We start from the raw sequence: 14,309 nt of genomic DNA on the forward strand, positions 1-14,309 counted from the left end.
CTCATTCAATTCACAATTCACAGTTGAAAATTATCAGTTATCAATCTCAGTAATAGACAAAATTTCAGGTTCGGCAGCTTTTTCAAGTTCCTTTGCAGCTTTTACCACCGCCCTGTTTATGGAATCATACATCTCCATAACCTTTATATTCTTCGCCTCCAGCTTTTCTCTGGGATCATCTCCAATTCTCAGCACGATTACTCCATCACAGTCACCTATAGTCCTCATTATTTTAGACATTTTATCTTCCTGATCCAAACAATCATAAATTCCCATACAATACTTATCTACATTTCTTTTTTCCAGAAGTCTTATGCTGCCCTGGTCATAGGAATATATATAAAATTCGTTAGCATGCCCAAAATGCTGATCTATGTTAATGCCCGATTTAGAAGAAATTGCAAACTTATATTTTCCACCCTCAGGGGCAGTTTCTTCAGGCTCATTTTTTTCTACTTTACCGGAGCACTTGCTTATGCAGCCTTCGCAGCCTATATTCCTAAAATCTATAGAGTGATCCTCCGACAGAGTTCCTATGGCATCTGCCCTGCACTGCCTGCAGTGATACATCTGCTTTATATCAACTTCACATTTTTTTCTCATTTCATTCAATTCCACATTTGAAACCAGCGGCAGATCTTCAAATCTGCTTCCCTGTACAGGTATCATCTGCATTATATTTGTCATATATGCCCCGCACTCTTTTACCTTTTTTATAACTTCCACTATGTGATTGTCATTTATACCCTTGAGCATAACTGTATTTACTTTGCATACTATGCCTTTCGAGCAGAGATACTTGAGCCCTGCGAGCTGGTTGTTTAAAAGTATTTCAGCTCCCTCTTCCCCTGTATATTTATGTCCTAAATAATTGACTTCCCTGTATATTTTTGCCCCTATTTTCTTGTCTACAGCATTTATCGTAACTGTAACATGCGACACTCCAAGCTCTATCAGCTGATTTACATAGAAAGGAAGCATAAGCCCGTTGGTTGAAAGACAGAAAGTTGTCTCAGGAGAATACTGTCTTATGAGTTCAAGAGATTTTTTCACTTCATCAAAGTTTGCAAGAGCATCTCCAGGTCCTGCTATTCCCACCACAGTCAGGTTTTTAATCTTGCTTTTCACCGCCTTGAATTTTTGAAGGGCTTCCTCAGGACTAAGCACCCCGCTTGTAACTCCTGGTCTGCTTTCATTTGCACAGTCATATTTTCTGCTGCAGTAATTACAGCTTATATTGCATTTAGGTGCAACAGGTATGTGCATTCTGGCAAATTTATGTGCGTTGTCTCCAAAACACGGATGAGTGCAGGTTTTATCGCCAACTGATTTTTCTTCTTTCTCCATTTTTGCCATAGGTGCATAAAAATCATTATATGCCTTTTCCCTATAAGTATTTTGAGTATGCTCCAGAACTGCATTTGCCACAGAATCTATTAAAAACGAAGAACCCGTGTATCCGGTTATAACCTGTCTCTGACCGCCAACCCTGTCATGTATAGGAAATCCTATCCTTATCAATTTCAGCTTCAGTTTTCCTGCCATCCTCCTTCCATCGGAATTTCCAAGCATCAAATTGATTTTCAGCTTTTCTGCATAACTTTCCATGGTGCCAAAATCCGTATCATCCAAAACTATGGAATCTTCCTTTTGAACTTTAAGTTCCTCCTTGAGTCTGCGGCGAAGTTCAGGATTTTTAGATCCCATTGCAGCCATCTTTATAAGTATCCCATTTTCAAGACAGAGTCTGGCAACTGCATATACAAGCTCCGGCTCGCCATACAGCATCACCCGGGCTTCCCCTGTATACTTATGGTTGTCAATCATGGCATCCAGATATCTTCCTCTCTGAACTACATATTCCTCTGGAATAGGAACTCCAGTCAACTTCGATACCAGGTCGATAAACTGGTTCGTATTTCTAAAGCCAATGGGAATAGGGCATTTATAAAGAGGTACATCGTACTCATTCTGCAAATACATTCCTGGAGACTTTTCATCGGATACGGTAACTCCCATTTCAATAGTGGCTGCTGCTCCAGGCATTTTTTTAATATCCTCTATTTTTGTGCCGCCCTTCGGTATCCTCCTGTATTTGTCATTATGTGCAGAATCGAGGGTATTTGACACATCCGGTAAAATTGTATATCCTATCTTGAAATCATCAAGTATTCTCTTTATATTTCTCACATCTCCCGGATTCAGGTTGGCACATATTATATTCAATTTACCTGTACTTTCAGATTTCTCACAGACTTGTTCAACAATACTCCTCAGTGCCGTATAGTATCCCTCGGCCTGAGTGGCTCCATATCCTGGAGTTGAAGCAGTTATTATTTTTATATGCTTTATCTTTTCATTATCCTTTTCTTCTTCATAAAATTCTTCTACAATTCTTTTTGTATCTTCTCCTATAGTCTCCGCAAGACAGGTTGTCATTACACCAATAGTAGTGGGCTCGTACATCTTAATCATATTTCTAAGACCTTTTTTAAGATTTTTGGTACCTCCATACACAGTGCCTTGTTCGGTAAGAGCAGATGATGCTATATCAACAGGTTCATTATAATGAGTTGCCATATGTCTTCTTATATAAGTACTGCAGCCTTGAGAGCCATGTAAAATAACCATGTTGTTTTCTATTCCCTTAAAAGCCATTACTCCTCCCATGGGCATGCACATTTTACACGGATTTACATCCACATTGACCAGTTTTTTATTACCCATTCCAATCATCTCCTCAAATTTTTTATACATAGTCCCAAACAGGGCTGTTTACAGTTAAATCTATCTCTTTTGCAAAATTTATAGCACCCTGAAATCCCCCAAGTATGTGCTTTCTCTCATGATTATGATCGCAAAATGCAACTCCCAGCTTATATGCAAGAGGCCTCTCTTTGACGCCGCCTACAAGTACATCTGCTCCCTTTTCCACCATGAATTTCTCAAGTTCATAGGGATTTGCATCATCAAGTATTACTGTTCCATCTTTTGTAATCTGCCTTATTATTTCATAGTCCTCAGGTTTTCCAGTCTGTGTTCCCACCATTACAGTTTCCATTCCCAGATCCCTGAACTGCTTTATAAGAGATATGGCCTTATAACCTCCGCCTACATATATAGCTGCTTTTTTACCCTTAAGTCTGCCCCTGTAATAATCAAGCTCCGGCTGTATTTTTTCACTTTCAGCCTTTATAAGTTCCCGAGCTCTTTCTACAGTTTCCTCATCTCCCACAATATTTGCAACCTGAAGCAGTGAATTTTCAGTATCTTCAAGTCCCACGAAGCTTGTTTTTATAAATGGAATATCATATAATTCCTCCATCTGCTTGGCCAGATATCCCATGGAACCGGCACATTGAACTATATTGAGCTTTGCCTCAGGTGCCTTGACTATTTCGTCAACTTTTCCATCACCTGTAAGTTTTGAAACAATATCAATGCCTATTCTCTTTAAATAATTTTCCACTACCCAGACTTCTCCTGCCAGATTGAAATCCCCAAGATAGTTTATTCCGCTCACTTTCTTATCACTTTTTTTATCTCCTATGAGCTTCAATATAGCATTACAGGCAGCTCTGTAACCTGTGGATTTATTCCCTGAAAATCCTGGCGACTTTACAGGTATTACCCTTATTCCATATTTTTCTTCAGCATTTCTACAGACTGCATCTATGTCATCACCTATAACTCCCACTATGCAGGTGGCATATATGAAAATAACCTTGGGATGAAATTTTTTAACTATCTCATCAACAGCTTCCCTCAGCTTTTTTTCTCCTCCAAATATGACATCTGTCTCACTTAAATCCGTTGAAAAACTGTTTCTGAACAATTCCGAACCGCTAGACAGGCTGCCCCTCAGGTCCCAGGTATAAGCTGCGCACCCTATTGGTCCATGTATTAAATGGAAGGCATCTGTTATAGGATTTAGTACTACTCTTGCGCCACAGTACACACAGGCTCTCTGGCTAACTGCACCGGAAACACTGTTTTCTTCGCATCTGATCTTTGAATTCTTATTTTTGGAGTTGTAACATACAAATTCTCTTCTATCTTCTATAATTTCAGCTTTCTCGGCTTCCAATCTCAACTGAATATTTTCCATAAAGATCCCCTCCATTAAATAAAAAGTACTTATAATATCAAGTTTGGATTCAAGGTGATGCCTGAATCCAAACCAGTCTTTAATTCATATGATTTATCGTACTACTTCAAAATCCTCCTCTTTACACTCTCTGTCATCCTTGTCGAGCATTGCATCACACATTCTCCTTACCAAATCTATGGCACCGGAGTAGCCCACTTTAGGAGTGTACTGATGTCCATACCTGTCCATTACAGGAAATCCAAATCTGACAAACGGAATGTCTTCTGCTCTGGCAATAAATTTTCCATAGGTATTGGATATCAAAAGATCCACGCCTTCATTTTTTATAAGCTGATGCATCTCAAAGAAATCACTATTAGCTTTTACAATTCCCTCTATACCGGCTTTATCCATAATGGCTTTGATCTTTTTCTCAAATAATGCTCCAGGAGTACCTGTTATTACATATTTGGGGGTCATTCCCAGGGTTATTAAAAATTGAACTAGTGGAATTACAACATCTGGATCTCCAACTACAGCTGCCTTTTTACCGTTGAAGTATTGAGCACAGTCAAGGATTAAATCAAGAAGCTGACCTCTTTCTTCCTCAATTTCTTCAGACACAGGCTTTCCTGTAATTTTAGCTAATGTCATAATCAAATCATCCATTGCATCAATTCCAATGGGAACCTCTAATGTTTTGAAGGGAACTTTGCATTTAGTCTCCAATTTCTTGGCTGCATCTTCTGAAGAATAGCTCCCAAAAGCTATAGTCATATCCGAATTTCCAGCATCTATTATATCTTTAACCCTGGTACCGCCTTCAGGAAATACTTTATAGTCGCCTGTATTTGGTGCATCAAGCACTCCATTGGTATCAGGAAATATTATATATGGGATATCCATAAGTCTGAATATTCTTTTCATCTCTTTCATGTCAGCAGGTCCTACAAAGCCAGGAATTATATTAAATTTCCCATTTTTCTTTCCACTGTTTACCGAAAGATACTGCACCATACTTCTTACCATGTTTGAAAATCCGGTGACATGTGATCCCACGTAACTTGGCGTATTTGTATGAATAACCAGCTTTCCTTCCGGTATTTCCATGTCCCTTATATAAGTAGGAAGATCATCTCCTATGGTTTCAGAAAGACATGTGGTGTGGATGGCTATTATATCTGGATTGTACATTGCAAATATATTCTTAACAGCTGTCTTTACATTTGAACCACCGCCAAACACACAGGCACCTTCAGTAAATGAACTCGAGGAAGCCAATGCCGGCTCTTTGAAATGTCTTGAAAGCACCGTCCTGTGATAAGAACAGCATCCCTGGGAACCGTGGCTGTGCGGCAGGCAATTGTGAATTCCAAGGGCTGCATACATTGCTCCAACTGGCTGGCAGGTTTTGGCTGGATTTATTCTCAAAGCTTTTCTTTTTACTAATTGTTTTGGTGTTGCATCTAACATTATTTTTCACCTCCTGAAACTGCTGCTTCATCCGACAATTTTCCCTCTATTAAAGGTTGTTTTTTCCAGGGCGGAGTCAAATACTTCCATGCCGGAGTATAAACTCCCCTTGCCAGTTCTCTGGCAAATACAACTGCACCTTTAAATCCTGCATAAGGTCCTGTATAGTCATAGGAGTGAAGCTGCCTTGACAACACTCCCATTTTTTCAATTACATACTTCTCCTTTATTCCTGTCAGAAACATATCAGGATGGAGTTCTCTTATGAATTTTTCCATTTCGTGGGCATTTAAATCGTCTATTATCACCGTATCATTATCCATTTCCTTTTCCAATCCGCCGTAATAAGATACTGGCACACCTTCTTTTCTAAGAGCTTCTGCTCTTTCCTTTGGTACTATAACACGATATTTTTCTTTATCCGGCTCTACAGTTATTTCAGGAATATTCTTGCTGTCCGCATCAACTTTTATAGTTGGAATAACTTCACTTCCTTCATAATCGTCACGATGTCCGAACTCATGGCCTGCAAGAATGGTTTTTACACCAAGATCCTTTAGCAGAACCTGATATGTCTGGGCTCTTGAGCCGCCTACATATAAACAAGCCAACTTGCCTTTTAATCTCTCTTTATAGTAATCTATGTCTGTTTCAATTTCAGCAAGTTCTTCTGCAATGATCTCTTCTGTTTTTTTATACAGATATGGATCATCAAAGACTGCTGCCAGCTCCCTCAGGGTATCAATTGTTCCCTTTATGCCTATAAAATTGCATTTGATCCATGGTATACCATACTTGGTCTGCATCATGCCTGCTATATAGTTGATTGATCTATAACACTGCACCAGATTCACATCTGCAAGATTGGCATTTTGAATGTGCTCATAACTTGCATCTCCTGTAAGAGCTGTAATCACATTATAGCCTATTTTCTCAAGAATTCTTTCAATTTCCCAGGAATCCCCGCCTATATTGTATTCTCCCAGTATATTTACTGAATACTTTTTATGCTGGCCGTTTCCCTTTCCTATTATTTCACTCATAACCGTATTGTTTGCTATATGGTGACCTGCAGATTGTGTTACACCTTTATAACCTTCACAGTTAAAGGCAAGAACATCAATTCCATAGAGTTTCGAGGCTTCCCGTGCTACTGCATTTATATCATCACCTATAAGTCCAACAGGACATGTTGCATATACACCTATGGCCTTGGGATGAAAAATTTCAACTGCTTCCTTTATTGCATTTTTTAATTTGTCAACTCCGCCAAAGACTATATTTTTTTCCTCCATATCCGTAGAAAAAACATATTCATTAAAATTTTGTCCACCTTCTTCAGCTTTTGACTTGAATCTTCTTCCGCCCCAGGTATAAAAACAGCACCCTATAGGTCCGTGGGTTATGTGTACCATATCCTTTATAGGTCCCATAACAACGCCTTTACAACCGGCATAACAGCATCCTCTGGCTGTAATCACACCTGGTATAGTCCTTACATTAGCTGTAATGACCGGGTTTGGAGATTCTTCCGTCTTTATAACAATATGCTCTTTTCTCTTTTTATAGGTTTTAGCCGGATATGGTTCCAAAACCTCATTTACTACTTTATCTAATTTTTTTCTCATAAAATCCCATCCTTTCACAAAAATTAAATAGCAGCGTCTCCTGTTTCTTCTGTCCTTATCCTAACTATGTCTGTCACTTTTGTTACAAATATTTTTCCATCTCCGGGATTTCCCGTTCTATTAGTCTCTATTATAGTATCTACAACCTTTTTTACATCTTCGTCCTTTGCCAATATAATTACCAATCTTTTGGAAATGAGTCTGTGGGTTTCAGATATCTGTTCTGCAATTTTCCTGCCCGATGCCTCCAGTATATCTTTTTCACTGATAAAATCCTGGATAATAGAAAAATCAACTTTTTTTCTGCCTCTGCCAAGCACCTTTTTACATGTAATAGAAGGAAAACCAATTTTGGCAAGAGCATCTTTTGTCCTGCCCACCATATCCATTCTGATAATAACCATAATTTCTTTCATGCCGCTTTCCCCCTATAATTCCTCTGTATTTGAACTTATTGTATATGCTTCTTCTACAGGAGTTACAAATATCTTTCCATCTCCAAAGGCTCCTTTGGTCCCGGTTTTCGCATTCTTAGTGATTATGCTTATAATATCATCCTTGTCCTCATCTTTTATCACTATCAGCAGCATCTGTTTCGGTATTTCATCATAAAATATTTCTCCAACTTTTACCCCTCTCTGTTTACCTCTGCCCGTCACATCAAGCTTGGTAACTGCCGGGAAACCAGCATCACATAATTCCGAAAGTACAATTGAAGATTTTTCCGGCCTTATAATAGCTTTTACCATTAACATTATTGAACACTCCCCTTTTTTGTGTTAAACTTACATTGTATTAGAATTTAGTCGATTCTGGTACTTTTTTGGGTGTATCCCTTAAATCGCCTCAAAATTTAGGGATACACTTTATTATTTTATTCTCTATAAGCTGTACTTTCATATTATGACCTCAATCCATAAGACCATGTTCCATCATTATGGCTTCCAGTTCATCCTGTGCCATCGGCTTTGGTATTACAAACATGTCATTCCCATCTATGGCCTTGGCAAGTGCCCTGTATTCATCTGCCTGCTTGGCCTCTGGATTATATTGTATAACAGTTTGCTTATTTATCTCCGCCTCCGTAACCTCCGGGCTCCTCGGTACAAAATATATCAGTTGGCTGCCAAGTTTCTTTGCAAATGCATCAAGAAGCTCTCTCTCATTGGCAACCTTCCTGCTGTTGCATATTATACCTCCCAATCTAACTCCACCTGCATTTGCAAATTTACTTATACCTTTCGATATGTTGTTTGCCGCATACATGGCCATCATTTCACCACTGGCCACTATATATATTTCTCTGGCCTTTCCTTCACGTATAGGCATTGCAAATCCACCACAGACAACATCACCTAATACATCATAGAAAACATAGTCCAAATCATCCGTATAAGCTCCCAGCTGCTCCAGCATATTAATTGAAGTTATAATGCCTCTTCCGGCACAGCCGACTCCCGGTTCCGGTCCTCCGGATTCAACGCATTTTATGTTTTCAAATCCACTTTTCAATATTGAATCCAGATCAACATCCTCACCTTCTTCTCTCAGAGTATCCAAAACTGTCTTCTGAGCTAGTCCACCCATTAGAAGCCTGGTTGAATCCGCCTTCGGATCACAACCTACTACCATTATGTGCTTTCCCATTTCTGCCAGTCCTGAAGTAAGATTTTGCGTTGTAGTGGATTTTCCAATTCCACCTTTTCCATAAATAGCTACTTGTCTCATTCTACATATCTCCTCACTTATAAATTTTAATATGATCAATCATTATATATTTCAAAAAATATAACACAACTTTTTCAAAAATGCAATAGATAAAATTATTAATTTATCAAAATAAATATATTGTAAATGATAACATATCAATAATATAGTGCTTTAAAATATTGTTTAATAATTATCCACTTATACTCGTTGTATAATATGTTCACTATTAAACACAAAAAATATGGGTACTTATAATAGGATTTACAATGACCGTCATTGGGAGCAAATGGAGAGCAATAATATTATGACATATATTAAAAGAACAACCAATCAAATACGGTCAACTGAAAAAATCTATTTCGAACATATGTAATAAAATATTATCACAGGAATTAAAAAAATTGGAGATGGATAACCTTATTGAAAGAATTCCCTATACAACAATTCCGCCTAAAGTTGAATATCTACCCACTAACAGAGGAAAATCCTTGGAAAACATATTATATGAGCTATGCCTTTGAGGTAAAAAATACATGCCCTAAATATAATCTACATAAAAATAAATACATAACCATGTTGAATTTTCCAACACAGCTATGTACTTATAAATTTTAATAACAGAGGTTAACTCAATTTAAATTTCACTATTTTTTAGCACTGTTCATCATAAATAAATTTAAACTTTCTATTTATTTCTTTAAATTTATCTGTCCAATTTCTTCGTACATTTCATCATAATTACCTATACATATAACTGAATTAAAGCCTTTTTTTATATCCTTATTTAATCTGAAAATATCAACCTTATCCTGTATTTTCTGTTTTACTAATGGAATTCTAAAATTCCAGTTTCCTTTTAAATTATCATCTCTGGCAAAATTCATGTTGAAATCAAATTTATCGGGAACTATATCTCCGCCGGTTACAGGAAAAACCTCTGTAACTACAGTCTTTGTATTATCAGATCTTTATAAGTCTGCCAAAAGCTTCCTTGTCACCTTTCTTAGCCCTCTTAGCCAATTTTGTTAAGTCTATATATCCCATCTTAGCCTCCATCTTAAAATATGATCATATTTTATATTTACATATTAGATAAGTTAAGTTCACTTTTGGTTCTTCATTTAAGCAAAAATAATTGGAATAGCTTTTCACTATTCCATACAGCCTTAAACTTTATATAGAGTTTTAAATTATTTTTACTTTTTTTATGAAATAATCAATTCAAATAGTTTTACCAATTCACTTCCAACCCTACTCCAACTTCTTTCACAGGTAAAAATTTATTTATCTCCGCTTTAACGACAAAGGATGTACAGTGACATGGATATAACTCTTTTATGTTGTTTCGTCTTAAATAATTAACAGTCTTATTAACCTGCTCATCTATTTCAAATAAGTGAAACCCACCTATAACTCCCAATACTCTATTATCTTTACATATTTTCTTTGCATATTCTATTATATTGCATATTCCACTATGAGAACATCCAGTAATAATATAAATACCATTTTTACTTTTATATGCAAGTGCTGTATCATCCATCAGATAATCCTCAACCAAAATTCCATCAACATTTTGTTTTCCAATAGGTCTTCTTCTTTCAAAATTATTTGTCTGCGGTATTTCCCCTAAAAAAGTTATGTGTTCACTGACTTTTTTAGGTTTTCTTGAAAGTATTAAATTGCACTTTTTTTCTAGTTCCCCCTGTAAAATGGGAGAACAGATTTTCAAATTTCCTTCAAATTTTTCTGTAAAGGCATCTGGATGTGCGATAATGTTTATATTGTTTTTATACTGATGCTCAAAATAATATTTTAACCCTCCAGTGTGGTCATTATGGCCATGTGAAATAATAATAACACTTACTTTTTCTAAATCTACACCTAATGAAGCGGAATTTCTGAGAAATATATCAGAATAACCTACATCAAATAACAATATAGTATCCTCGTCTTCAATATAATATGAAACAGCAGGTTCACCATAATAATATTGGTCAATATATGTATTATTATCCACTAAAACTTTTAATTTCACTTCTGCATCTCCCCTTCTTAAAATCACCTATGTTTTTTCATATTATTCACTCTATCTGAAATCTGTACGAATCTGTCGTCTTCCCTTACAGGATCAAATATATCATCCTCAAGAAGCTTGCTCATATTTTCATACATATCCAGTGTAAACCCTGGCTTGTTTCCCGAAAGCTCATCAAAACACCATACAGAAGAAATTTTCTCTTTTTCGTTCAGGTTGTTTACCTCAATATACTCTATCCATTTTTCAAGCATGCCCAAGGCCTTTTCCTTTTCTCCCATTTTTAAATACACATTTGCAAAATTCATATATTCTATATGAAGTCCAAGTACAGCCTCGGCTTCAGGTGAAAACGCCCTTTTAATGTCAACTGCCGTATTGAGGTATTTTTCCACTAATTTAAGATTATTCTTGTCTTCACAATAGGATTTTGCAAGACACATTAAAATAAGACTCACATAAAATATATCCTTCCAAAGCTGTCCCTGAAGGATTTTGCGCCCTTTATTTAAAGTATCTTTCTTCTTCAAATATATATTTGCCAGCATGAAGTCAACCTGGTATTCACTTTTATTTATTTTGTTGAGCACCTCCACTGCCCTGTCATCTTCACCTCTTGATGAATATATGCTGCTCAGCGCATAAAGCGCCTGTTCAGTTATATCTCTGTCACTGCAGTTTTTCTCTATATCCTCAAACAGTTCTTTTGCATAATCCTCCATTTTATCTTCCTCTGCCTTGTCTTTACATCTCCAGGAATACATATTGTACAAAAATCCTATTCTTAATTTCAGAAAATAACTTGAACTATACTTCTCTATATATTTTTTGCCAAGTTCAATGCCTTTTTCCATATCCTTTCCAGCCATAAGTGCTTCACACTTTTTAAATATATCTATCACTTCTTCTTCAGACAGCTGTATCCTGTAATTTAAAAGCTTATCTATGGAAACACCAAAAAAAGAAGCAAGTGCCGGAAGAAGTTCAATATCAGGATAAGAATTGCCCATCTCCCATTTTGACACGGCCGCAGTAGAAACACCTATATATTTTCCAAGCTGCTCCTGGGTAATCTTTCTTTCTTTTCTAAGCTTTGATACTATTTCACCTATCTGCAATTTCCCCATAATCCACTCACTCCAGCATTTTTATATTATAGAGCTCTATAAATACATTATAACTTAACCCTTTAAATTCATCTACGGATTTCTAGTTTAGCATATTGCAAAAATTCAACCAGCAGTTGAATATCTGTAATTGACTATGAATAAATCAACCTTGGTCTTTTATATTATAATAACGTAAATAATAAGCCAATGCTTAGTTTTATCAAGCATTGGCTTTAGCTTTATACAGGGGAGAAAACCCTATATTATTACACCCTGTGATTTTTTATCATCAATCTCTTTGCTGGACCAGAAAGCTGCAAGAGCAGAACCGGATATATTGTGCCATACACTAAATATTGCCGCTGGTATTGCAGCTGCCGGTGAAAAGAAGCTCATGGCCAATGTCACCCCTAACCCTGAATTCTGCATACCCACTTCAAATGATACAGCTCTTCTTTTACTTTCATTCATACCAAGCACTTTTCCTGCTAAATATCCAAACAGGAAACCAAATAAATTGTGGAGAATTACAGCACCAATTGCAATTGCAGCAGTTGTCAATAATTTTTTTGAATTAGCACTTATTACTCCTCCAACCAGCAAAGCTATGCATATAGTTGATACAATTGGAAGTGCTTTTACAGCTTTTTGCGTTTTTTCTCCAAATATGCAATTTACTATAACACCTAAAAGTATAGGTACTATGACTATCTTAACAATTTCCATAAACAATCCCATTATCGGTATTGAAATCCATTTACCTGCCAAAAGTAATATTAAAATAGGCATTAAAAACGGAGCAAGTATTGTAGAAACTGCACCTATGCAAATAGAAAGTGCAAGATCTCCTCTGCCTATATAGCACATTACATTTGATGCGGTACCGCTTGGACAGCACCCTACAAGAATGACTCCTACTGCCAGCTCTTTAGGCAGTTTTAAAATCAAACACAGTATATATGCTACACAGGGCATTATACAATAATGGGCTGCTACACCTATAAATACATCTTTAGGTCTAGTAAACACTTCTTTGAAATCTTCCTTTTTTAAAGTAATACCCATTCCAAACATTATAACTCCTAAAAACACTGAGATATCAGGTACAATCCATAAAAAGGTCTTCGGCTGCAGAAGTCCTATGACCGCAACAGCTATGATTAACACTGAAAAATATCTGTTTAACACTTTCCCCAGTTTTTCCATAAAGTCCATGATAAATCTCTCCCAAACTTTTAGTTTGATTCATAATCGGATATTTTTTGTCTTGTCATCCGCATTTTATTTTTCTCCCGTTCTAAATGTAAAATTATCTATCAGCCTGGTTTTTCCTATGAATACTGCTATAGCTACCAATAAAGATTCATTTGCTTTTTTAACCGGTCTCAATGATTCACTATCTGCAATTTCAATATAATCTACCCTGGCTAAAGGCTGCTTGTTTATTTCCTGCTCAATTACACGTTTAACCAACAATGTATCTTTTTCACCATCTTCCAATAGTTTTTTTGCTTTTTTCAAACTTTTGTTCAACACTAAGGCTGCCTGTCTTTCTTCCTTTGAAAGATAAGTATTTCTTGAACTTTTTGCCAATCCATCCTCTTCTCTTATTATTGGACAGCCTACAACCTGGACATCAAAATTTAAGTCCCTTACCATTCTTTTAACTACAGCTAATTGCTGTGCGTCTTTTTCTCCGAAATAAGCCATGTCTGGTGTTACTATATTAAATAGTTTGGAAACTACAGTACACACTCCCCTGAAATGTCCTGGGCGCTTAGCTCCACATAATCCTTCCGTTAACCCCTCTACTTCTACATTGGTAGATCTATTTCCAAAATACATCTCTGAGGGCTCAGGATTAAATATCATGCTTGCTCCCGAACTTTCACAGAGTTTTTTATCATGTTCTATATTCCTTGGGTAAGTTCCAAAATCCTCGTTAGGTCCAAATTGTATAGGATTGACAAAAACACTGACTACCACTTTATCGTTTTCTTTCACGGCTGTGTCTATGAGACTTTTATGTCCTTCATGAAGGCATCCCATTGTAGGAACAAGCCCTATGGATAATCCTTCTTTCTTCCATTCTCTGACTTGTTGTCTGACTTCTTTTATTGTTTTTACTGTTTTCATTATTTTCCTCCAAAAAGCATAATTTTAATACAACTTCACTTATTTAAAGAAGCTTTCAATAAAAAATACGTATTATTTAATTTTTCAAATTTTTTATAGGTGAAATATTTATTAGAAAATTAAAA

General features: G+C 36.4%; 13 protein-coding genes. 1 reads left to right on the forward strand and 12 read right to left on the reverse strand.

What is annotated here, in order from left to right:
• Positions 1-33 precede the first annotated feature (33 nt).
• The 7 genes from nifB to nifH all read right to left on the reverse strand — a co-directional run bounded on the left by nifB (position 34) and on the right by nifH (position 8,940).
• Positions 34-2,727 carry a nitrogenase cofactor biosynthesis protein NifB gene (gene nifB / locus J5G60_RS01500; RefSeq protein WP_106010206.1) on the reverse strand — a complete coding sequence of 898 codons (2,694 nt, stop codon included), beginning with the start codon at positions 2,725-2,727 and terminating at the stop codon, positions 34-36.
• A 22-nt stretch (positions 2,728-2,749) separates the two neighbouring features.
• Positions 2,750-4,108, reverse strand: a complete 1,359-nt coding sequence (nifE, locus tag J5G60_RS01505) for a nitrogenase iron-molybdenum cofactor biosynthesis protein NifE (RefSeq protein WP_150355463.1) — start codon at positions 4,106-4,108, stop codon at positions 2,750-2,752.
• A gap of 93 nt (positions 4,109-4,201) precedes the next feature.
• Entirely contained in the window at positions 4,202-5,563 is a 1,362-nt protein-coding gene (locus J5G60_RS01510) for a nitrogenase component 1 (RefSeq protein WP_150355462.1), read from the reverse strand.
• A complete protein-coding gene (gene nifD / locus J5G60_RS01515) occupies positions 5,563-7,191 on the reverse strand; it encodes a nitrogenase molybdenum-iron protein alpha chain (protein WP_150355461.1) in 1,629 nt (542 codons plus the stop codon). The genes J5G60_RS01510 and nifD overlap by 1 nt, the downstream gene beginning before the upstream one ends.
• Before the next feature lie 23 nt (positions 7,192-7,214).
• Positions 7,215-7,607 carry a P-II family nitrogen regulator gene (locus J5G60_RS01520; protein ID WP_150355460.1) on the reverse strand — a complete coding sequence of 131 codons (393 nt, stop codon included), beginning with the start codon at positions 7,605-7,607 and terminating at the stop codon, positions 7,215-7,217.
• Between the two features lie 12 nt (positions 7,608-7,619).
• Positions 7,620-7,946, reverse strand: coding sequence for a P-II family nitrogen regulator (locus tag J5G60_RS01525; RefSeq protein ID WP_150355459.1), 327 nt, complete (start codon positions 7,944-7,946; stop codon positions 7,620-7,622).
• 154 nt (positions 7,947-8,100) lie between these two features.
• Positions 8,101-8,940 (reverse strand): nitrogenase iron protein, encoded by an 840-nt coding sequence (gene nifH, locus J5G60_RS01530; protein ID WP_268905663.1) that lies wholly within the window; start codon positions 8,938-8,940, stop codon positions 8,101-8,103.
• A 272-nt stretch (positions 8,941-9,212) separates the two neighbouring features.
• On the opposite strand from nifH, the gene J5G60_RS18760 reads away from it, so the two are divergent.
• A complete protein-coding gene (locus J5G60_RS18760; protein WP_326839072.1) occupies positions 9,213-9,422 on the forward strand; it encodes a winged helix-turn-helix transcriptional regulator in 210 nt (69 codons plus the stop codon).
• Positions 9,423-9,590: 168 nt separating this feature from the next.
• Here J5G60_RS18760 and J5G60_RS01540 read toward each other — a convergent pair whose 3' ends face one another.
• The 5 genes from J5G60_RS01540 to panC form a co-directional block, all read right to left on the reverse strand.
• On the reverse strand, positions 9,591-9,785 hold the full coding sequence (locus J5G60_RS01540) for a hypothetical protein (RefSeq protein WP_150355457.1): 195 nt from the start codon (positions 9,783-9,785) through the stop codon (positions 9,591-9,593).
• A gap of 347 nt (positions 9,786-10,132) precedes the next feature.
• Positions 10,133-10,939, reverse strand: a complete 807-nt coding sequence (locus tag J5G60_RS01545; RefSeq protein ID WP_150355456.1) for an MBL fold metallo-hydrolase — start codon at positions 10,937-10,939, stop codon at positions 10,133-10,135.
• 23 nt (positions 10,940-10,962) lie between these two features.
• Positions 10,963-12,066 (reverse strand): helix-turn-helix domain-containing protein, encoded by a 1,104-nt coding sequence (locus J5G60_RS01550; RefSeq protein WP_150355455.1) that lies wholly within the window; start codon positions 12,064-12,066, stop codon positions 10,963-10,965.
• A 240-nt stretch (positions 12,067-12,306) separates the two neighbouring features.
• Positions 12,307-13,263, reverse strand: coding sequence for a bile acid:sodium symporter family protein (locus tag J5G60_RS01555; protein ID WP_150355454.1), 957 nt, complete (start codon positions 13,261-13,263; stop codon positions 12,307-12,309).
• A 66-nt stretch (positions 13,264-13,329) separates the two neighbouring features.
• Complete coding sequence (gene panC / locus J5G60_RS01560) at positions 13,330-14,184, reverse strand: pantoate--beta-alanine ligase (RefSeq protein WP_150355453.1); 855 nt, start codon at positions 14,182-14,184, stop codon at positions 13,330-13,332.
• Positions 14,185-14,309 lie beyond the last annotated feature (125 nt).

It is taken from the genome of Clostridium sp. HV4-5-A1G, assembly GCF_900184915.1.
GTDB lineage: Bacteria > Bacillota > Clostridia > Clostridiales > Clostridiaceae > Clostridium_B > Clostridium_B aromativorans.